Annotated in this window: 18 protein-coding genes; 8 read left to right on the top strand and 10 right to left on the bottom strand. The window is 67.8% G+C overall.

Annotation, left to right across the window (positions count from 1 at the left end):
• Nucleotides 1–143 precede the first annotated feature (143 nt).
• The gene (locus ACFWI9_RS13750) at nt 144–1610 is read right to left on the bottom strand and encodes a CCA tRNA nucleotidyltransferase (RefSeq protein ID WP_387161635.1); all 1467 of its coding nucleotides are present in this window, start codon (nt 1608–1610) and stop codon (nt 144–146) included.
• A 255-nt stretch (nt 1611–1865) separates the two neighbouring features.
• Here ACFWI9_RS13750 and ACFWI9_RS13745 point away from each other — a divergent pair, with 255 nt between their 5' ends.
• From ACFWI9_RS13745 to trxA, 7 genes are all read left to right on the top strand, one after another.
• Nucleotides 1866–4280 carry a DUF6049 family protein gene (locus ACFWI9_RS13745; RefSeq protein ID WP_387161633.1) on the top strand — a complete coding sequence of 805 codons (2415 nt, stop codon included), beginning with the start codon at nt 1866–1868 and terminating at the stop codon, nt 4278–4280.
• Nucleotides 4281–4326: 46 nt separating this feature from the next.
• On the top strand, nt 4327–6540 hold the full coding sequence (gene murJ / locus ACFWI9_RS13740; protein WP_387161631.1) for a murein biosynthesis integral membrane protein MurJ: 2214 nt from the start codon (nt 4327–4329) through the stop codon (nt 6538–6540).
• Nucleotides 6541–6683: 143 nt separating this feature from the next.
• On the top strand, nt 6684–8414 hold the full coding sequence (locus ACFWI9_RS13735; protein WP_387161629.1) for a protein kinase family protein: 1731 nt from the start codon (nt 6684–6686) through the stop codon (nt 8412–8414).
• A gap of 70 nt (nt 8415–8484) precedes the next feature.
• Nucleotides 8485–9228: an RNA polymerase sigma factor SigM gene (gene sigM / locus ACFWI9_RS13730; RefSeq protein ID WP_387161628.1), complete on the top strand. Its 744-nt coding sequence runs from the start codon at nt 8485–8487 to the stop codon at nt 9226–9228.
• Nucleotides 9225–10127: an anti-sigma factor family protein gene (locus tag ACFWI9_RS13725; protein WP_387161626.1), complete on the top strand. Its 903-nt coding sequence runs from the start codon at nt 9225–9227 to the stop codon at nt 10125–10127. Before sigM ends, ACFWI9_RS13725 begins: the two co-directional genes overlap by 4 nt.
• A gap of 166 nt (nt 10128–10293) precedes the next feature.
• Nucleotides 10294–11259: a thioredoxin-disulfide reductase gene (gene trxB, locus ACFWI9_RS13720; RefSeq protein WP_387161624.1), complete on the top strand. Its 966-nt coding sequence runs from the start codon at nt 10294–10296 to the stop codon at nt 11257–11259.
• Nucleotides 11260–11322: 63 nt separating this feature from the next.
• Nucleotides 11323–11664, top strand: coding sequence for a thioredoxin (gene trxA / locus ACFWI9_RS13715; RefSeq protein WP_387161622.1), 342 nt, complete (start codon nt 11323–11325; stop codon nt 11662–11664).
• A 78-nt stretch (nt 11665–11742) separates the two neighbouring features.
• Here trxA and ACFWI9_RS13710 read toward each other — a convergent pair whose 3' ends face one another.
• From ACFWI9_RS13710 to rpmH, 9 genes are all read right to left on the bottom strand, one after another.
• Nucleotides 11743–12360, bottom strand: a complete 618-nt coding sequence (locus ACFWI9_RS13710) for a GNAT family N-acetyltransferase (protein WP_387161621.1) — start codon at nt 12358–12360, stop codon at nt 11743–11745.
• A 300-nt stretch (nt 12361–12660) separates the two neighbouring features.
• Nucleotides 12661–13671, bottom strand: a complete 1011-nt coding sequence (locus tag ACFWI9_RS13705) for a ParB/RepB/Spo0J family partition protein (RefSeq protein ID WP_387161619.1) — start codon at nt 13669–13671, stop codon at nt 12661–12663.
• Entirely contained in the window at nt 13668–14747 is a 1080-nt protein-coding gene (locus tag ACFWI9_RS13700; RefSeq protein WP_387161617.1) for a ParA family protein, read from the bottom strand. Before ACFWI9_RS13700 ends, ACFWI9_RS13705 begins: the two co-directional genes overlap by 4 nt.
• Nucleotides 14748–15009: 262 nt before the next feature.
• Entirely contained in the window at nt 15010–15726 is a 717-nt protein-coding gene (gene rsmG / locus ACFWI9_RS13695; protein WP_387161615.1) for a 16S rRNA (guanine(527)-N(7))-methyltransferase RsmG, read from the bottom strand.
• A 103-nt stretch (nt 15727–15829) separates the two neighbouring features.
• Complete coding sequence (locus tag ACFWI9_RS13690; RefSeq protein ID WP_387161613.1) at nt 15830–16339, bottom strand: protein jag; 510 nt, start codon at nt 16337–16339, stop codon at nt 15830–15832.
• Between the two features lie 14 nt (nt 16340–16353).
• Nucleotides 16354–17604, bottom strand: coding sequence for a membrane protein insertase YidC (yidC, locus tag ACFWI9_RS13685; protein WP_387161612.1), 1251 nt, complete (start codon nt 17602–17604; stop codon nt 16354–16356).
• Nucleotides 17605–17607: 3 nt separating this feature from the next.
• Nucleotides 17608–17934 carry a membrane protein insertion efficiency factor YidD gene (gene yidD, locus ACFWI9_RS13680; RefSeq protein ID WP_387161611.1) on the bottom strand — a complete coding sequence of 109 codons (327 nt, stop codon included), beginning with the start codon at nt 17932–17934 and terminating at the stop codon, nt 17608–17610.
• A complete protein-coding gene (rnpA, locus tag ACFWI9_RS13675) occupies nt 17931–18302 on the bottom strand; it encodes a ribonuclease P protein component (RefSeq protein WP_387161610.1) in 372 nt (123 codons plus the stop codon). The genes yidD and rnpA overlap by 4 nt, the downstream gene beginning before the upstream one ends.
• 18 nt (nt 18303–18320) lie before the next feature.
• Entirely contained in the window at nt 18321–18458 is a 138-nt protein-coding gene (gene rpmH / locus ACFWI9_RS13670; RefSeq protein WP_003956500.1) for a 50S ribosomal protein L34, read from the bottom strand.
• Between the two features lie 433 nt (nt 18459–18891).
• On the opposite strand from rpmH, the gene dnaA reads away from it, so the two are divergent.
• Nucleotides 18892–20670, top strand: coding sequence for a chromosomal replication initiator protein DnaA (dnaA, locus tag ACFWI9_RS13665; protein ID WP_387161608.1), 1779 nt, complete (start codon nt 18892–18894; stop codon nt 20668–20670).
• The last annotated feature ends 207 nt before the right edge of the window (nt 20671–20877 follow it).

The following is a 20877-nucleotide window of genomic DNA, read 5'->3' as shown; positions in this document are numbered from 1 at the left end:
TTGGCTTGGGGGGGGGCGGGGCCCAGGGGCCGGGGCGGCGCGGGCGGGGGGGGTGTTGGTTAACTGTCACACCCCCCCCCCCGAAGGCCAATGCGCGGGCGCATGTTTCACGTGAAACACGACGACAGCGGCACGCGGGCGGTTCAGCCCTGTGTCGCCCACCACTCCTTGAGCGCCGCCACCGCAGCCTCGTGCTCCATCGGCCCATGCTCCAGACGCAGCTCCAGCAGCACCTTGTAGGCCCTGCCGATCACCGGTCCGGGACCGACACCGAGGATCTCCATGATCTGGTTGCCATCCAGGTCCGGGCGGATCGAGTCCAGCTCTTCCTGTTCCTTCAGCTCGGCGATGCGCGCTTCAAGACCGTCGTAGGTGCGGGACAGCGCGCTCGCCTTCCGCTTGTTCCGGGTCGTGCAGTCCGAGCGGGTCAGCTTGTGGAGCCGCTCCAGCAAGGGGCCCGCGTCCCGTACATAGCGCCGCACCGCCGAGTCGGTCCATTCGCCGTCGCCATAGCCGTGGAAGCGCAGATGCAGTTCCACCAGTCGCGCGATGTCCTTGACCGTGTCATTGGAGTACTTGAGCGCCGTCAGCCGCTTCTTGACCATCTTGGCCCCCACCACCTCGTGATGGTGGAAGGAGACCCGGCCGTCCGACTCAAAGCGCCGCGTCCTGGGCTTACCGATGTCATGCAGCAGCGCGGCCAGCCGCAGGACCAGATCAGGCCCCTCCTGCTCCAGGTCGATCGCCTGGTCCAGCACGGTGAGTGAGTGCTCGTACACATCCTTGTGGCGGTGGTGCTCGTCACTCTCCAGCCGGAGTGCGGGAAGCTCGGGGAGGAAACGGTCGGCAAGTCTCGTTTCGACCAGTAGCGCCAGGCCCTTCCTCGGGTGCCGTGAGACCACCAGCTTGTTGAGCTCGTCACGAATGCGCTCGGCGGAGACGATCTCGATCCGGTCCGCCATGTCCGTCATCGCACCGATGACCTCGGGGGCCACCTCGAAGTCCAGCTGGGCGGCGAAGCGCGCCGCTCGCAGCATGCGCAGCGGGTCGTCGGAGAACGACTCCTCAGGCGTTCCAGGCGTCCGCAGCACCCCCGCCGCCAGATCTGCCCGACCGCCGTGGGGGTCGATGAACTCCTTCTCCGGGAGTGCGAGCGCCATCGCGTTCACCGTGAAGTCCCGGCGGACGAGGTCTTCCTCGATGGATTCGCCGTAGGACACCTCGGGCTTGCGCGAGGTCCGGTCGTAAGCCTCGGAGCGATAGGTGGTGATCTCGATCTGAAAATCCTGAACCGCGTCCCCTACCCGGGCACTCTTCTGGCAGCCCACGGTGCCGAATGCGATCCCCACATCCCATACCGAGTCCGCCCAGGGGCGGACGATCTTCAGCACGTCCCCGGGGCGGGCGTCCGTGGTGAAGTCGAGATCGTTGCCGAGTCGCCCCAGCAGCGCGTCCCGGACCGATCCGCCCACCAGGGCCAGGCGGAAGCCCGCCTGCTTGAAGCGGTGAGCAAGCTCATCTGCGACAGGGGACACCCGCAGCAGTTCAGTGACCGCGCGGTGCTGCACCTGACTCAGTGCGGTGGGGTTGTCTTCGTTGGCGTTCGGCACAACAGCACAGGGTACGTGCCTGTGCAGACGGGGGCTTCCTTCTTTTCCCGGTTCCCGGACCCGTATCCCGGTTCCAGGATTCATGCCACCAACCGTCCACCCCGCGGCGATCATGTGGCGCAGTCGACGGCACTCCGCCGCGGCGCACCTCGTTACCATGCCTGGATACGGCCGGTGCGGTCAGGTCACCCAGTCGAGACACTGGTGCCACCCACCAACGGCAGCAAACGACGAAGACAAGGGACGGACGAGCGCGTGGCCGAGGCGGCAGAATTCCAGGGGATGGGTATCTCTCCTGCCCGCCGGTGGCTGCGGCGCACAGCCGCCCTCATCGCGGGAGCACCCCTCCTGGTCGCACTGATCGGCGGAGCGGCGGCACCGGCCGCGCAGGCCGCAGTGGTGCAGACCGCTCGTGTGGCACCCGCCGCACCGACTGCCGCGAAGTCCGCCGCATCGACCAGCGTCGACGTGTCATTGGACACCTTGTCTCCCGCCGCTCCCGTGAGGGGCGACACGCTCACTGTGAGCGGCACTGTGACCAACAAGGGCAAGGAAGCCGTCACCGACACAGAAGTCGATCTCCTGGTCGGTCCTCGACTGGACGGACGCTCCGAGATCGACGATGTGTCCGAGCTGGGCGGATACTCCGCTGGGCACGACGGCGACAAGCTGGGCGAGCCGTACACCGTCAAGCTCCCGACCATCGCGGCGGGGCTCAGTGAGGACTTCTCGCTGAGCGTCCCGGTCGGCGAGCTCGGTCTCGACGAGGACGAGAACGGCGTCTACCAGCTCGGGGTGGCCGTCTCGGGGCAGACATCCAGCGAGCAGTACGAGCATGTCCTGGGCATCGAGCGGACACTCCTGCCCTGGCAACCGGAGGCCGCGGGCACCAAGACCCAGGTGTCCTACCTGTGGCCGCTGATCTCCTCGACGCGGCTGTCGGCGGAGACTGGCACGGACGAACGGCAGAGCCCGATCTTCGAGGACGACTCGGCCCTGGCAGCGGAGCTGGCTCCTGGGGGCCGACTGGAACGGCTTGTCTCGTTGGGCAGCGAACTTCCTGTGACCTGGGTCATCGATCCGGATCTGCTCGCCACGGTCGAGGCGATGGCTGGCGACTACAAGATCAGGACCGGGCCGGACGACACGGCACCCGGACGCAACCAGTCCGTGGCCAAGCAATGGCTGAGCTCACTGCAGGAGGCGGTGCAGGGCAGCAAGGTCGTCGCGTTGCCGTTCGGCGACCCCGACCTGGCCTCGCTCGCCCATCGGGGCAAGGACGTCTCCGGTTCCCTCAGCCAGCTCCAGCCTGCCACCACGGTCGCCGAGAACACCGTGGAGACGATCCTCCATGTGAAGCCGTCCGTCGACTTCGCCTGGCCGGTGGAGGGCGCGATCGACCCGTCGATCGTCGATGTCGCGACGTCGGCGGGCGCCGACAAGATCATTGCCCGTAGTGACAGCCTCCGGGAGACCGGCCCGGTGTCGTACACGCCGTCCGCCGCCCGGCCCATCGGCGGCGGTACCACGGCGGTCGTCGCGGACGACCGGCTTTCCAACGCCTTCCAGGGCGATCTGACCACCGCAGACGGCTCGACCCTCGCGGTCCAGAGGTTCCTGGCACAGACGCTGGCCCTGACCCTTCAGGCACCCAGCAAGCAGCGCACCATCGTGGTCGCACCACAGCGGATGCCGTCGGCGTCCCAGGCGCAGACGATGGCGAGTGCCCTGCATGCCCTCGCCGATCAGCGCTGGGTCCAGCCGGTGGACCTCATCGCGGCGGCTGCCGCGAAGCCGGACCCCGACGCGACCACGGACGTACCGGGCGCGAAGAGCTACCCCGGCAGGCTCCGCGCCCAGGAACTGCCGGTCCAGACCTTCCAGGACATCCGCACCACGCAGGAGACCCTGAACAACTTCAAGGTCATCCTCACGGCGCAGGACCGGGTGGTCACCCCGTTCGGCAACGCGCTGGACCGCGAGATGTCCACCTCCTGGCGGGGCAGGGCTGCCGCGGCGGCCGACTACCGCAGAGGGGTGCAGACCTTCCTGGAGGACTTGACGACCGAGGTCAGGCTGATCGAGAAGTCAGCACTCACGCTCTCGGGCCGCAGCGCCACGATCCCGGTGACGGTGCAGAACAAACTGCTCCAGGGGGTCGACCTGGTCCTCAAGCTGGAGTCCGGCAACCCGACCCGGTTGAAGCTCGATGACCGGAGTGATGCTGCGAAGCAGCAGATCAAGGTCGAGGGCGGGCACAGCCAGTCCGTGAAATTCGCCGCCGCGGCCAACGCCAACGGCCCGGTCCAGGTGACCGCCCAGCTCTACACCAAAGAGGGGATCCCCTACGGTGACCGGATGACCTTCACCGTCAAGGTCTCCGAAGTCACCCCGACCGTGATGCTTGTCATCGCGGGCGGTGTACTGCTCCTCGTCCTCGCCGGGGTAAGGATGTACACCCAGCGCAAACGCGCCGCTGCCCGTGAGCGGACCACCGACGACGCTGAGGCAGCCGCGACCGAGAACGCAGCCGACGGCGGCGACGACGAAGCAGCCGATGGTGCCGGCACCGCGGCGCGCACGGCCGGTCAGCAGCCGAGTGACCCTGTGCCGGACACCCTTCCGGAAAGCGGGGACCCGTCGGACACGGGTGAGAGGGTGGACCATTGAGCGATGTCGTGGCCGGCCGGCCGGGGACGATGAGGTGGGGTAACCAATGAACGCGCCGTACGACGGTGACCGCGGGGAAGGCACGGGCGGCACCGCGCCCGCCCCGGGCGCCGGGTACCCCTCGCCCGATCCCCGGGCAGCCCAGTTCCCGGCCTCGGGCCAGGTGCCCCAGCCGGCGCACGAGCCTGCCCCCGACCCGTATGTGCAGGACGCCTACGCCCACGACCCCTACCGGTCCCAGGATCTTTCGGCCCAGGACCCGGTGTCGGAAGCTCTCTACGATCGTGCCGCGCATCCGCCGCCACCGCCCGGCTCCTATCCCCAGCCGCAACCGCTGTACCAGCAGCCTCCGCTCCAGCAGCACGCCCCCGATCCCCAGCTCTGGGCCCAGACCCCGCCGCCCGAACCGGACGGCCCGTCGCGCCGCCTGCCGTACGGAGACGACACCCGTACCGTGCAGTTCACGGGCGTCGACGAACTGGTGAGCCACGCGGGCGAGAACGGGGCGGAGCAGGACGCGTTCGCGCATCTCTACCGGGACCAGCAGCAGGGCGCCGCCGGTACGCAGGTCCGGACCGAGCCGGAAGCAGAGCCGAAACCGGCTCCCGCACAGCCGAAGTCGGGTGCCGGTGGCCGCGCCGCCAGTCTGCTCAAGTCCAGTGCGGTGATGGCGGCCGGCACCCTGGTGTCCCGTATCACGGGCTTCGTCCGCAGTCTCGTGATCACCGGCGCCCTCGGCGCCGCGCTACTCGGTGACGCGTTCACCGTCGCCTTCACCCTGCCGACGATGATCTACATCCTCACCGTCGGCGGCGGCCTCAACTCGGTCTTCGTACCGCAGCTCGTCCGCGCCATGAAGAACGACGAGGACGGCGGCGAGGCATACGCCAACCGGCTGCTGACGCTGGTCATGGTCACCCTCGGCGTGATCGTCGTCATCGCGGTGTTCGGCGCGCCGCTGCTGATCGCCGCCATGTCGCCCACCATCGCGGGCGATCCGCCGGCGAACAGTGTCGCGGTCACCTTCGCCCGCTACTGCCTGCCGACCATCTTCTTCATGGGCGTGCATGTGGTGATGGGCCAGATCCTCAACGCCCGGGGCAAGTTCGGCGCGATGATGTGGACCCCGGTCCTCAACAACATCGTCATGATCGCCACCTTCGGGCTCTTCATCTGGGTCTACGGCACCTCGGCGGACACTCAGATGAGTGTGCAGACCATCCCGCCGGAGGGCGTGCGGCTGCTTGGCGTCGGCACACTGCTGGGCCTGACCGTCCAAGCCCTCGCGATGATCCCGTACCTCCGCGAGACCGGTTTCCGCTTCCGCCCCCGCTTCGACTGGAAGGGCAAGGGACTCGGCAAGACGGTCAAGCTCGCCAAGTGGACCGTGCTGTTCGTCCTGGCGAACCAGGCCGGCGTGCTTGTGGTCACCCAGCTCTCCACCGCGGCCGGCGCGGCGTCCGGGAAGGACGGGGCCGGTATCCTCGCGTACTCCAACGCACAGCTGATCTGGGGTATGCCGCAGGCCATCATCACGGTGTCGGTCATGGCGGCTCTGCTGCCCCGGATCTCCCGGGCCGCGCACGACGAGGACTCCGGTGCCGTACGCGACGACATCTCCCAGGGGCTGCGGAACTCCGCCGTCGCGATCGTCCCGGTCGCGTTCTCGTTCTTGGCCCTGGGCGTCCCGATGTGCACCCTGCTGTACGCCTCCGCCGGTGTGGAGGCCGCACGGTCCATGGGGTTCATCCTGATGGCCTTCGGCCTGGGCCTGATCCCGTTCTCGGTGCAGTACGTGGTGCTGCGGGGTTTCTACGCCTACGAGGACACCCGTACGCCCTTCTACAACACTGTCATCGTGGCCGCGGTCAACGCGGCGGCCTCAGCCGTCTGCTATCTCGTCCTCCCGCCCGCCTGGGCAGTGGTGGGCATGGCCGCCTCCTACGGGCTGGCGTACGCGGTGGGCGTGGGTGTCGCCTGGCGCCGACTGCGCAACCGGCTGGGCGGTGACCTGGACGGAGCGCATGTCGTCCGCACCTACGCACGGCTCAGCCTGGCGTCCCTTCCCGGGGCCCTGGTGGCCGGTGGCGCGGCCTTCCTGCTGCTGAGAACGCTGGGTGAGGGGGCCTTTGGGTCACTGGTGGCACTGGTCGCCGGGGGAGTGCTCCTTCTTGGCATCTTCTTCGTCGCGGCGAGGAAGATGCGGATCGAGGAGCTCAACGCCATGGTCGGCATGGTGCGCGGTCGTCTCGGACGCTAGGAGTTGTCCGCAAGCGGCGCTCAAACGTCCACGCCGTGCACAACCTTCGTCCACCACCGTGTGTCGTGCATAGCGCCGGACTGTGGGCACAATTGGCATGGCTGTTGGATATGGCGCAACGGATGGGGAGGCAGGGAACGACGGTGGCGGAACGTAGCACGGCTGCCGTCGACGTGGCCGACAACAGCGGTGACGACCCGCTGACCGCCAAGGCGGGTAAGGCCACGGCCGACGGGGCGGCGGAAGCCGACGACACGGCGGAGATGAGCGCCGAGGACATGGGCAGCGCGCACGAGAAGAGCGAGCTGTCCTCCATCAAGACGCCCGAGATGCACAGCGGCCACAAACTCGCCCATCGCTACCGGCTCGAGGAGTGCGTCACCCGTCTGGACGGGTTCAGCAGTTGGCGTGCGGTCGACGAGAAGCTACGCCGAGCCGTCGGCGTCCATATCCTCCCCGCCGACCACCCTCGCGCCCGGTCCGTACTCGCGGCAGCCCGGTCATCCGCGTTGCTCGGCGACCCTCGTTTCGTACAGGTCCTTGACGCCGTCGAGGACGATGACATCGTTTACGTCGTCCATGAGTGGCTGCCCGATGCCACCGAGCTCTCGGCGCTGCTGGCCGCCGGGCCGATGGAGGCGCACGACGCGTACCAGCTGGTCAGCCAGCTTTCCCAGGCCATGACGGCGGCCCACCGCGAGGGCCTCGCGCATCTGCGCCTCACTCCGAACGCCGTGCTGCGCAGCTCCACCGGTCAGTACCGCATCCGCGGGCTGGCTGTGAACGCGGCGCTGCGCGGCATCAGCTCGGACCGTCCGCAGCGCTCCGACACCGAGGCCATCGGCGCTCTGCTCTACGCGGCGCTCACCCAGCGGTGGCCCTACGAGTCCGACGCATACGGGCTCTCGGGCCTCCCCAAGGGCGTCGGGCGGATTCCCCCCGACCAGGTCCGCGCGGGCGTCCACCGCGGGCTTTCGGAGCTGGCCATGCGAGCGTTGGTCAACGACGGAGCCACGGCGTCCCGGCAGGAGCAGCCCTGCACGACTCCCGACGAGCTGGCCAAGGCCGTCGGGGAGATGCCCCGCATCCGGCCCCCGGAGCCCGCCTTCGCCCCGCTGCCGGAGTACCAGCGCACGACGTACCAGCAGGGCACCTACAGCCGCCCAGGAGCCCGACCCGGGGCTGCTCCGGCCCCGCAGGTTCCGCCGCCTCCCGCCCCGCTGGAGAGCCGCACCGGCAAGGTGCTCAAGTGGACCGTCGCGGCTCTGCTCATCGCCGCGCTCGGGCTCGGCAGCTGGCAGATCGCCGCCAAGATGCTCGACCAGAAAGAGGCGACGGACCGGACACCGGGAAACGGCCAGACCGACGGCGGGAAGCAGGACGACAAGCAGCCTGCCGCCGAGCCTCTCCGCATCAACGCTGCCTCTGTGTTCGCCCCCGGTGGGTCGGGCGTGGAGCCGGAAGACGTGCCGAAAGCCATCGACGGCGATCCGGCTACGGCGTGGATCACCCCGAGGTACGTCGGCTATCCCAACTTCGGCAACCTGCCGGAGCGACGGGACGGAAGCGGGATCATCGTCGACCTGGGCAGCCCCAAGAAGGTCTCGGAGATCTCTGTCGAGATGTACCGGGCGGGCCAGACGGTCGAGGTGCTCGCCGCGGACAAGGACACCGCGGACCCGAGCTCGCTGAGCGAGTTCCCGCAGCGGATCACCGAGCTGGGCAAGGTCGACCAACGGGTGGCGAAGCCGCTCGACAAGCCGGTCACCACCCGGTACCTGCTCATTCACATCACCGAGCTCCCGAGTGACAGCTCGCCCGATGGGTACCGCGGAGGCATTGCGGAGATCGCCGTCAAGGGCGGCGCCAGCTGATCTCGTGATGCCTGCCTCGGCAAGAGGCGGCCCTGTCCGCCCTGACCGGAGTCACCATAAGGTCAATGTCGTGGGAGGGGATGATGCGGTGGAGCAGAACGCTCTCGACGGAGCCGGCGACCAAGAACTCCTGGAGCGCCATGTCGCAGGCGATCCAGACGCCTTCGGTGAGCTCGTACGACGGCACCGCGACCGTCTCTGGGCCGTTGCCCTGCGCACGCTGGGCGACCGCGAGGAGGCCGCGGACGCGGTGCAGGACGCGTTTGTCTCGGCCTTCCGGGCGGCCCATACGTTCCGTGGCCAGTCCGCGGTGACGACCTGGCTGCATCGGATCACGGTCAACGCCTGTCTCGACCGGGCCCGGAAAGCCGCCTCCCGCAGGACTTCCCCCGTCGATGACACCGAGCGCCTGGAGCAGCTGCTCGAACCCGTTGAGTCCGCCGAAGCGCCCGCGGAGCGCCGCGATCTTCATCGTGAACTTCTGGCGGCACTGGCCAGAATCCCGGTGGACCAGCGCGCCGCGCTCGTCCTGGTCGATATGCAGGGCTACCCCGTGGCAGAGGCGGCGGCGATGCTGGATGTGCCTACGGGCACGGTGAAGAGCCGCTGTGCCCGCGGCCGTGCGCGGCTGCTGCCCATGCTCACCCATCTGCGCGGTGACTCCGGGCACAAGGCCGGTGACAACGGGGATAGCGGAGGTCGCAACGGGGGAAGGAACCGGACGCCGGGGACATCCGTCCCACCGGCGACGGGACCGAAAGACGCAGGGCCGAGTGATCCTGCCGGTGTGAAGGATGGAGGTGGGCGCGCGTGACCTCCTCGACCGGCACGAGTCAGCACCCGGATGTCTCAGAGATCGCCGATCTCACCGACGGACTGCTGCCACCGTCCCGTCAGGCCGAGATCAGAGGCCATCTCGACGGCTGCCCACTCTGCTCCGAGGTGCGCGAATCCCTGGAAGAGATCCGTGGTCTCCTCGGCACCCTTCCGGGACCCCAGCGGATGCCGGACGACATCGCGGGCCGTATCGACGCCGCATTGGCCGCTGAAGCCGTCCTCAGCGCCGGCACCCTCCACGAGGAGGCGGTGGAGCCTGCCGGTGTTTCACGTGAAACACCAGGACGCTCCGAGCCGGGCGGGCCCGCTCCGGCGGATCGACCTGCGGGACGGCCTCCCGCTGCCACGGGTCCCGGCCGAGACCGCACCGCCCGGCGACGGCGCCGTACAGCCGTCCTGGGCGCCGCCCTCGGCATCGCCGCTGCGGGGATGAGCGTGGTCCTGCTCCGGAGCACGGGTACCGGCACCGACAGCGCCGAGAAGTCCCACCCCGCGGTCAGCAGCGCTGATACAGCCAGTGGGCTCTCGCAGAGCACTCTCGGAGACCGGGTCCATCAGCTACTGGCCTCAGGCGCCACCATCCAAGAGGTCTCACCGGGATCCAAGACCGAGCCGGCCGCGCCTCGTATGCAGCCCATGCGGACAGCTGAGGGCGTGGAAGTGCCTGCCTGTGTCCAGCGGGGCACAGGACGCGGCGAGCCCCCGCTCGCGGCCGAGCAGAGCACGTTCGAGGGGACCAAGGCCTTCCTCGTGGTGTTCCCGAGGTCTGGCGATGACTCCCAGGTGCAGGCGTACGTCGTGGACGCCTCGTGCGTCGAGTCCGCTCCTGCGGGCAAGGGTGAGCTGCTGCTGACGGAGTCCTATCCCCGCCCCTGAGCGCGCCACCGACGTCTCCTGGGTCCTGCCCCGTACAGGACCCAGCCGTGGACGCGCCTGGGACCTCGCGGGAATGCCTGCCCCTTAGGATCCGTTGGGTGGGGTGAGTGGTTGAAGGCGCTCCCCCGCAGGCAGTAGGCAGTCCCCAGAGACGAGGAAGAAACCCGTGAGCGACGTCCGTAATGTGATCATCATCGGCTCCGGGCCGGCCGGCTACACCGCCGCGCTGTACACCGCGCGCGCCTCGCTGAACCCGCTGGTCTTCGAGGGCTCCGTCACCGCCGGTGGCGCGCTGATGAACACCACGGAGGTGGAGAACTTCCCCGGCTTTCGCGACGGCATCATGGGGCCGGAGCTGATGGACAGCATGCGAGGCCAGGCCGAGCGTTTCGGTGCCGAGCTCATCCCCGACGACGTCGTCTCCGTGGACCTCACGGGTGACATCAAGACCGTGACCGACACCGCGGGCACCGTCCATCGCGCCAAGGCCGTCATCGTCACCACGGGCTCCCAGCACCGCAAGCTGGGCCTGCCCAACGAGGACGCCCTGTCCGGACGCGGAGTCTCCTGGTGCGCCACCTGCGACGGGTTCTTCTTCAAGGGCCAGGACATCGCCGTGGTCGGCGGCGGAGACACGGCCATGGAAGAAGCCACCTTCCTGTCGCGCTTCGCCAAGTCCGTCACGGTGATCCACCGCCGTGACAGCCTGCGCGCCTCCAAGGCGATGCAAGAGCGCGCCTTCGACGACCCGAAGATCTCCTTCGCCTGGGACAGCGAGGTCGCCGAAATCCATGGAGAGCAGAAGCTCTCCGGTCTGACCCTGCGCAACACCAAGACGGGCGAGACCTCCGAGCTCCCTGTGACCGGTTTGTTCATCGCCGTCGGCCACGACCCCCGCACCGAGCTCGTCAAGGGCCAGCTGGAGCTGGACGAGGAGGGCTATCTGAAGGTCGACGCGCCCTCCACGCGTACCAACCTGACCGGGGTCTTCGGTGCCGGCGACGTGGTGGACCACACCTACCGCCAGGCGATCACCGCCGCGGGCACCGGCTGCTCCGCGGCCCTGGACGCCGAGCGCTACCTCGCGGCTCTGGCCGACGGGGAGAAGGCCGCAGCCGCGGTGACGGTCTGACCGTCCGCTCCCTCAACGACTCCCCATCCCCCACCTCAAACCCCGCAAGACGAGGAGGCCACCGTGGCCCTGAAGATCGTTACCGACGCCAACTTCGAAGAGGAAGTCCTCCGGAGCGCAAAGCCCGTACTGGTGGACTTCTGGGCCGAGTGGTGCGGTCCGTGCCGCCAGATCGCCCCGTCACTGGAGGCCATCGCTGCCGAGCACGGCGACAAGCTGGAGATCGTCAAGCTCAACATCGATGAGAACCCGGCCACGGCCACCAGGTACGGCGTGATGTCGATCCCGACGCTCAACGTGTACCAGAACGGTGAGGTCGCACAGACCATCGTCGGCGCAAAGCCGAAGGCCATGCTTCTCCGCGAGCTCGACGCCTACATCAGTGACGAGGTCTCCCAGGGCTGAAGCCGCACGCTTCGTTTCACGTGAAACATGGATGGGCCGGCCCCCGAAGGGTCCGGCCCATCCGGCGTTTCCGAGGCCTTACAACGGCCTTAGCGCCGGTTCCTTCTGGACGGCCCCCAGCAACCGATCCAGGGCCAGTTCCACATCCTCCTTCCAGGAGAGTGTGGTGCGCAGCTCCAGTCGCAGCCGTGGATGCGCGGGGTGAGGACGGACCGTCTTGAAGCCGACCGCCAGCAGATGCTCGGCGGGGAGCATACAAGCGGGCTCGGTCCAGCGGGCGTCACCGAACGCCTCGATCGCCTTGAAGCCCCGGCGCAGCAGGTCCTTGGCAACGGTCTGCACCATCACCCGCCCAAGGCCCTGCCCCTGGTATCCCGGAGTGATCCAGGCAGTCATCAGCTGCACCGCGTCCGGTGAGACAGGGCTCGTGGGGAATGCCGTGGATCGTGGGACATAGGCGGGCGGTGCGTAGAGCACAAAGCCGACCGGCGCTTCGTCCACATAGACAACGCGACCGCAGGAGCCCCACTCCAGCAGAACGGCGGAGATCCAGGCTTCCTTCTCCAGCTCTGGCCTGCCTGCCTTTACCGCCGCTTCTCCGCTGACCGGATCAAGCTCCCAGAAGACACACGCTCGGCAGCGCTTAGGGAGGTCTGAAAGGTTGTCCAGGGTGAGCGGTACGAGCCGACGCCCCATGAAGGCTGCTCCTCACTTCCTTCGACTGCCGCGCCAAGGGCAGCGGACAACGTGCTCCGTTCCCGGAGCAGGCTGCCGATGAACCCGCCAACCGCGCCAATGCTCAGGCCGGCTGTCAGTAGCTGGCTACGGCTCAGCGATCGCATCGCTCGCCTTCCTCTGAGTTGGGTAAAGGTGGATGCGCCATACCAGAACGCATCGTATCCACCCAGCGAGGACGCGCCTACCGTGAGACGGCAAAGGGCGGACCGTGTTCCGCCGACTGCCGGACACGATCCGCCCTAGTGATCGATGGGAGACCTATGAGTCGTGGTCCTCCAGGTCCTCATCCGCAAGGTTCGCGAGGCTCTTCTCCATGACGCGCCCCTCGCCCGGGGCAAGAGTCCCGAGAATGCGGTCAAGGTCCTCCATCGAGGCGAACTCGACGACGATCTTCCCCTTCCTCTGACCCAGGTCAACTTTGACCCGGGTCTCGAAACGGTCCGACAGACGCGAAGCCAGCTCACCGAGTGCCGGCGAAACCCGGCTGCCGGCTCGGGGGCTCTTTGCCTTCGGCGCGCTTGAGGGGCGCGAGCCCATCAAGGTCACGATCTCCTCGACGGCACGAACCGACAGACCCTCGGCCACGATGCGGTGCGCCAGCCGGTCCTGCTCCTCGGAATCCTCCACGGAGAGCAGCGCCCTGGCATGCCCGGCCGAGAGCACCCCGGCAGCCACACGCCGCTGCACCGGCGGGGAAAGCCGGAGCAGACGCAAGGTGTTGGACACCTGCGGACGCGAGCGCCCGATCCGGTCGGCCAGCTGGTCATGCGTGCAGTTGAAGTCCTTGATCAACTGCTCATAGGCGTGCGCCTCCTCCAGCGGGTTCAGCTGGGACCGATGGAGGTTCTCCAACAGGGCGTCCAACAGGAGCTTCTCGTCCTCCGTGGCCCTGACAATCGCGGGGATACGCTCCCAGCCCGCTTCGCGGCAGGCCCGCCAGCGACGCTCACCCATGATGAGCTCATAACGATCCGGACCCAGCTGCCGTACCACCACGGGCTGGAGGAGACCGACTTCCTTGATGGAGGTGACCAGTTCGGCCAGTGCGTCCTCGTCAAAGACCTCGCGTGGCTGCTGGGGGTTGGGCGTGATCGCGTCCAGCATCAGTTCGGCGAAGTGCGCCACCGCAGGCGAGACCGTGTCGGTAAGCGCCTCGGGCTCCGGCTCGGCAGTGCGCTGCTCAGGGGGCAGCAGCCCCACAGTGGGTGACTGAGCGGCTGGGATCAGCGCATTGAGCCCACGCCCAAGCCCTCTACGTCGCTCGCTCACTGGATCTCCTCCGGCACACTGTGCTGCTGGTTGTTCTGGCCGATCACATGCGCGGAACGGCCGTCGTACTGAATACCGACCCCTCGCAGGGCAATCTCCCGCGCCGCTTCGAGGTACGACAGCGAGCCGCTGGACCCCGGGTCATAGGTGAGGACGGTCTGGCCGTAGCTCGGCGCCTCGGAGATACGCACCGATCGCGGGATGCTCGTCCGGAGCACCTCCTCGCCGAAGTGGCTGCGCACCTCTTCCGCCACCTGCGAGGCGAGTCGTGTCCGGCCGTCGTACATCGTGAGCAGAATCGTCGACACATGCAGGGCCGGGTTCAGGTGGCCGCGTACCAGGTCGACATTGCGCAGCAGCTGGCCGAGTCCCTCCAGCGCGTAGTACTCGCACTGGATGGGGATCAGCACTTCCGCACCGGCCACAAGGGCATTGACGGTCAGCAGGCCCAGTGACGGAGGACAGTCGATGAGGATGTAGTCCAGGGGCTGCTCATAGGCCTGGATCGCACGCTGGAGTCGGCTTTCCCGGGCCACCAGCGACACCAACTCGATCTCCGCTCCAGCGAGATCGATGGTGGCAGGAGCGCAGAAAAGGCCCTCGACATCCGGGACCGGCTGGACCACGTCCGAGAGAGGCTTGCTCTCCACCAGCACGTCATAGATCGAGGGGACCTCGGCGTGGTGATCGATCCCCAGGGCCGTCGAGGCATTTCCCTGTGGGTCGAGATCAATCACCAGAACGCGGGCGCCGTGCAGGGCGAGCGACGCGGCAAGGTTGACCGTAGTGGTCGTCTTACCGACGCCGCCCTTCTGGTTGGCGACCACCATGACGCGGGTCTGTTCGGGTCGGGGGAGACCCTCACCGGCACGGCCCAGAGCCTCCACCGCCAGCTGGGCGGCACGACCAATGGGGGTGTCGTCCATCGGCGGCGGTGTTTCACGTGAAACATCCTCCCCCGCCGACTCGGTACGGGGACTCGGGACCGGATCGGTCATCGGTCCCGCGATGTTGGCGTCGGACCGCAAGGATTCACTCTCCTCGACTTCAGGCTCGCAATGAGCAGAGCCTGCCATGGTTTCGGGGTCGCGAACCAGCGCGCTCGGTGGATCTGTGGAGAATTCCACCTCTGTGGACAAGCCCGTAACCCTCAGGAGGGGCTTGCGGTCGCGCGGCGTGACGGCACGACCGCGGCTGATGATTCCCTGGAGTAGTGAGCGACGTTTCACGTGAAACACGATGCCCGCGCCCCAGGGTCACACCGTTACGACACTCCGAAATGCGTACGTAAGGGGATCCGGCCGGAAGCAGACGGCCGGATCGACGGCAGACACAGGATCAGCGATGGCGGCGCGTACGGCTGGCTCGGGCGGCCTTGGCCCGCTTGGCGGCGAACCGGACACCGCCAGGGCTCTCTCCGACCTCGACCTTCACCACGGTGGACAACGGATCCACCACGCCCTCACCGACATGAAGAACGGAGGTCTCCACGACACCGAGCTTGGCCAGAGCCGCCCGAGCGCCGTTGATCTCATCCTCCGCGGTGTCTCCCTTGAGGGCGAGCATCTCGCCATAGGGCCGGAGCAGCGGAACACCCCACCCGGCAAGCCGGTCCAGCGGAGCCACCGCTCGCGCTGTGACCACATGAACCGGCGGCAGCTTGCCGAGCATCTCCTCGGCACGGCCCCGCACCACCGTCACATGGTCGAGTCCCAGGAGTTCAACGACCTCCTGGAGGAAGTTTGTGCGCCGTAGCAACGGTTCCAGGAGCGTGATCTTGAGGTCAGGACGGACGAGGGCCAGCGGAATACCGGGCAGCCCGGCACCGGAACCGACATCGCAGACGGTGACCCCTTCAGGGACCACCTCGGACAGCACAGCGCAGTTGAGCAGGTGCCGCTCCCACAGGCGTGGCACCTCGCGTGGGCCGATCAGACCGCGCTTGACCCCTGCATCCGCGAGCAGCTCGGCGTAGCGAACAGCCTCGGGGAAGAACTCGCCGAATACCGTCCTAGCCTCTTCAGGTGCCTGGGGAAGCTCTGATGCCTCCGTCACCGGAACCGTCCTTCCGTGCCGCGCCACTGCGCAGTGGTGCTGAGTTACAGGCTGACAAAATTCGGCCCCGCCTGCGAACAGACGGGGCCGACGGAACACTGGGTCAGGCAGGGAGTACGACGACGAAGCGCTGAGGCTCCTCGCCCTCGGACTCACTGCGCAGACCGGCCGCGGCGACCGCGTCGTGCACGACCTTGCGCTCGAACGGAGTCATCGGCTTGAGCTTCACCGGCTCACCCGTGCTCTTGACCTCGTCCGCCGCCTTCGCACCGAGCTCGGCAAGCTCGGAACGCTTCTTGGCACGGAAACCGGCGATGTCCAGCATCAGCCGGCTGCGGTCCCCGGTCTCCCGGTGAACCGCGAGGCGGGTCAGCTCCTGGAGCGCCTCCAGCACCTCGCCGTCCCGGCCCACGAGCTTCTGCAGATCCCGGCTGCCCGCATCACTGATGATCGAGACCGCGGCCCGGTCCGCCTCGACGTCCATATCGATATCGCCGTCGAGATCGGCGATATCGAGCAGGCCCTCAAGGTAGTCAGCGGCGATCTCCCCCTCCTGCTCCAGGCGGGTCAGGGTGTCGCCACCCTCGGCGGCGGAGGTGGTGCCTTCCGTCACGGATGGACTCCTTCTTACTTCTTGGACGACGGGTGCTTGGGCCGCTGCTGGCCCTTGCGCTGTCCGGACTTGGCTTGGCGGGTGGAAGACGCAGAAGCGGCCTTGCCCGCGGACTTCGCGGGGGTGTCCTGCGGTTCATCCCGCTTCTCCAGCGAGGGCTTCGCCGCCTCCGTGGTCTGCGGGGCGGCACCAGTGGACTGGCGCTGGGACTTGCTCTGGCGCTTGGGCTGCTGACGCCGAGCACCGGAAGCGCTCTCAGCCTCGGCGGCGACGGCGTCACCCCTGATCACGGTGCCGTCGGCCTGAGCGACGAAACCAGCCTTGGCCAGGCCGGTGATGAACCGGCGCTCGTTCTCATTGCGGTCCGGGCCCTTGGCCACGATGGTCTGGACGATGTTGCGCCTACGGCGCCCACGCACCTCACCATGCGCGGTGACGCCCTTCAGCAGGCGCTGGAGGTAGCTGTCCTGAGCCTTGGAACCGGGGGTCGGGTTCTGGTTGATCACGTACATCTGCTGGCCCATGGTCCACACGTTGGTGGTCAGCCAGTAGACCAGGACACCGACCGGGAAGTTGATACCCATGACGGCGAAGATCACGGGGAAGATGTACATCAGCATCTTCTGCTGCTGCATGTACGGGGTCTTGACCGAGAGGTCGACGTTCTTCTGCATCAGCTGGCGCTGCGTGTAGAACTGCGACGCCGACATCAGGATGATCATGATCGCGGTGACGATGCGGACATCCATCAGCGAGGCGTGCAGCGCCGCGACCTTCTCCTCGGAGTCCGTGAACTTCGCCGCGAGCGGGGCACCGAAGATATGAGCCTTCTGAGCACTCGCCAGAAGCGACTCATTGATCACACCAACGGTGTCATTCGAGGCGATCTTGCTCAGCACGTGGTACAGCGCGAAGAAGAACGGGGACTGCGCCAGGATGGGCAGGCACGAGGAGAGCGGGTTGGTACCCGTCTCCTTGTACAGCTTCATCATCTCTTCGGACTGACGCTGTCGGTCGTTCTTGTAGCGCTCCTGGATAGCCTTCATCTTCGGCTGGAGCGCCTGCATGTTCCGCATCGACTTGATCTGCTTCACGAAAAGCGGGATCAGGCAGATACGGATCAGCACCACCAGGGACACGATGGACAGTCCCCATGCCCAGCCCGTGTCCGGGCCGAAAACCGCCCCGTACAACGAGTGGAACTGGACGATGATCCAGGAGACGGGTGTGGTGATAAAGCTGAAGAGACTGGCAATCGTGTCCACTAATCAGGCTCCTTGAGCATTGGGCGAGGTCTCTGCGGCCGGGCTGGTCTCAGGGGGTTGCCCGCCCTTGCCACCGCGCAGGGAGTCGCGCAGCAACTCGTGCCAACGAGGTCGTTTTCTTGGAGGGACATGGTCCACGCCGCCGGGCGACCACGGATTGCACCGCAGGATGCGCCAGGCGGTGAGGGCTGTGCCCTTCACCGCGCCATGCCGGTCTATAGCTGTGTATCCGTAGTGCGAACACGACGGGTAGTACCGGCAGACGGGCCCGAGCAACGGGCTGATCGTCCACTGGTAAAGCTTGATCAGAGCCAGCAGCGGGTACTTCATCGCGCACCCCCTCCCAGCAGCCGCTGAAGGGCGGCGTCCAGGTCTCGGGCCAGCTGTGCATGATCGGCGTCGCCCGCTCCGGGCAGCGCCCGTACGACCACCAGGCTACCGGGGGGCAGCTCGGACAGCCGTTCGCGTATTAGATGGCGCAGTCTTCGCTTCACCTGGGTGCGAATGACCGCTCCACCCACTGCCTTGCTCACGACGAAACCCGCACGCGTCGGGGGAGCGCTCTCCCCAGGCGCGTGCGGGTCCGTTGCACCGCTGCGTAGATGGACGACAAGTAGCGGGCGGCCTGCCCGCCGTCCTCGCCGTACCGCGGTCGCGAAGTCCTCGCGCCGCCTCAGCCGATTCTCGGTAGGCAGCACGTCATGACCTGTACGCGATCAGGCGGACAGGCGGGCGCGACCCTTGCTGCGGCGGGACGCGAGAATCGCGCGGCCGGCACGGGTGCGCATACGCAGCCGGAAGCCGTGGGTCTTCGCGCGACGACGGTTGTTCGGCTGGAAGGTGCGCTTGCTCACTCGGGGGCTCCAGTAATGAATCGGATGGTGGCGGGGCATCGCCTGGCTGTCACCGTGCGCCCACGAGTAGCTCGCAATACGCCCGAGTGCACCGCTTCACAATCACTGACCATGATCTACTGATCGTGACCTTTGCCCATCGGAGGCAGGCGGCAGCAGCCATCGACAACTCGACCTGGTTACGGTACGCGCGGCTACGCCATTCGGTCAAACCAGGTTCACCGCGGGTCGGGTCGCACCGGGGCTGGCAGACTGGCTGTACACAGGCTGTGGACAACAACTTGAACGCAACGGGGCGCCCTGACTACCGTGGCTGGACTCGAATTCGTTTCCTTCTGTCCCTGCCTGTCCTGCCTGCCCTTCCCGCCCACCGGGCCTGACCGACCCGTCCCGAGAACCGCACCTTCGTGGGACCTGTGAGAGAGCGTGCCTTGTGGCTGACGTACCTGCCGATCTTGCCGCAGTGTGGCCACGAGTGCTGGACCAACTCCTCGGTGAGGGCCAACAGGCCATCGAACCCAAGGACAAGCAGTGGGTCGAGCGCTGCCAGCCACTCGCGCTGGTGGCCGACACCGCGCTCCTCGCCGTGCCCAATGAATGGGGCAAGCGAGTGCTTGAGGGCCGGCTGGCCCCGCTGATCAGCGACACTCTCAGCCGTGAGTGCGGACGCCCGATCCGTATCGCGATCACCGTGGACGACTCCGCAGCCGAACCCGCTCCCCCGCCGGCGCCGCCGGCCCCGGTCACTCAGCACCGGTACGAGGACTACGGGCACCGGTCAGGGCCCGACGACGGTCTGCCTACCGTCCGCCCCGCCTACCCCGAATACCAGCAGCGCCCGGAAGTCGGCGCCTGGCCGCGCGGTCAGGAGGACCTGTCCTGGCAGCAGCCGCGACTCGGTGCCTTCCAGGACCGCGAATCACCTGCGGAGCAGTGGCGCGAGCCGTACCCCGCGCCGCATATCCAGCAGCCCCCGCACGACTACCGCTCACCGGTGGCCGACCACCGCCCCTACGACCAGCCGCGCGCAGAGCACCACGAGCGGCCCGAGCCCCCGGCGCCGAGGCACGCCGGTCCGGGCGGACCCGGGGTCGCGACGCCGCCGCCCGGCACCGCCGGGGCCGGTGCACCCGGACCGCTGGGCGCCCAGCCGGCCCCGGCCCCCGGCCCCGGGGAACCGCACGCCCGGCTGAACCCCAAGTACCTCTTCGACACGTTCGTCATCGGCGCGTCCAACCGGTTCGCACACGCCGCCGCCGTCGCGGTGGCCGAAGCGCCGGCGAAGGCGTACAACCCCCTGTTCATCTACGGGGAGTCCGGACTCGGCAAGACCCATCTGCTGCACGCCATCGGGCACTACGCGCGGAGCCTGTATCCGGGCACCCGGGTGCGGTACGTGAGCTCCGAGGAGTTCACCAACGAGTTCATCAACTCCATCCGCGACGGCAAGGGCGACACCTTCCGCAAGCGCTACCGCGACGTGGACATCCTGCTGGTCGACGACATCCAGTTCCTCGCGAGCAAGGAGTCGACGCAGGAGGAGTTCTTCCACACCTTCAACACGCTCCACAACGCGAACAAGCAGATCGTGCTGTCCTCGGACCGGCCTCCCAAGCAGCTCATGACCCTTGAGGACCGGCTGCGCAACCGCTTCGAGTGGGGTCTGACGACCGATGTGCAGCCTCCGGAGCTGGAGACGAGGATCGCGATCCTCCGCAAGAAGGCGGTACAGGAGCAGCTCAACGCGCCGCCGGAGGTACTGGAGTTCATCGCGTCCCGGATCTCCCGCAACATCCGCGAGCTGGAGGGCGCGCTGATCCGGGTGACGGCCTTCGCAAGCCTCAACCGGCAGCCGGTCGATCTCGGGCTCACCGAGATCGTCCTCAAGGACCTGATCCCCGGTGGCGAGGACACCGCACCGGAGATCACCGCGAGCGCGATCATGGCGGCGACGGCCGACTACTTCGGGCTGACGGTGGAGGACCTGTGCGGCTCCTCGCGCAGCCGGGTGCTGGTCACGGCACGCCAGATCGCCATGTACCTGTGCCGCGAGCTCACGGACCTGTCGTTGCCGAAGATCGGTGCGCAGTTCGGCGGGCGGGACCACACCACGGTGATGCACGCGGACCGGAAGATCCGCGCGTTGATGGCGGAGCGCCGCTCGATCTACAACCAGGTCACCGAGCTCACCAACCGCATCAAGAACGGCTGAGAGCCGCCGCACCGGCGTACCGCCGCTCAGGGGAGCGGCGCATCCGGCGACCGAGACCGAAGGGGGGGCCGGGGGGGGGGGCGGCGGCGCATGGCGCGCCGGGGGGCGGGGGGGGCGGACCACGGCGGGCGCGGCCCCGAGGCGCCGGCGGGGGGGGTGACCTCCCCCGCCGCCTTGAGCGCGGCAACCGGGTCGACGGTGCCGTAT

The organism is Streptomyces sp. NPDC127084 (genome assembly GCF_042724175.1).
Lineage (GTDB): Bacteria > Actinomycetota > Actinomycetes > Streptomycetales > Streptomycetaceae > Streptomyces.
Note: the sequence above shows the minus strand (reverse complement) of the source record. Positions and strands in the feature narration are given on the sequence as shown.

Coding starts and splice junctions, on each gene's coding strand:
- yidD (WP_387161611.1), bottom strand. CDS start 17,934: ATGAAGTACCCGCTGCTGGCTCTGATCAAGCTTTACCAGTGGACGATC.
- ACFWI9_RS13710 (WP_387161621.1), bottom strand. CDS start 12,360: ATGGGGCGTCGGCTCGTACCGCTCACCCTGGACAACCTTTCAGACCTC.
- ACFWI9_RS13700 (WP_387161617.1), bottom strand. CDS start 14,747: ATGGCAGGCTCTGCTCATTGCGAGCCTGAAGTCGAGGAGAGTGAATCC.
- murJ (WP_387161631.1), top strand. CDS start 4,327: ATGAACGCGCCGTACGACGGTGACCGCGGGGAAGGCACGGGCGGCACC.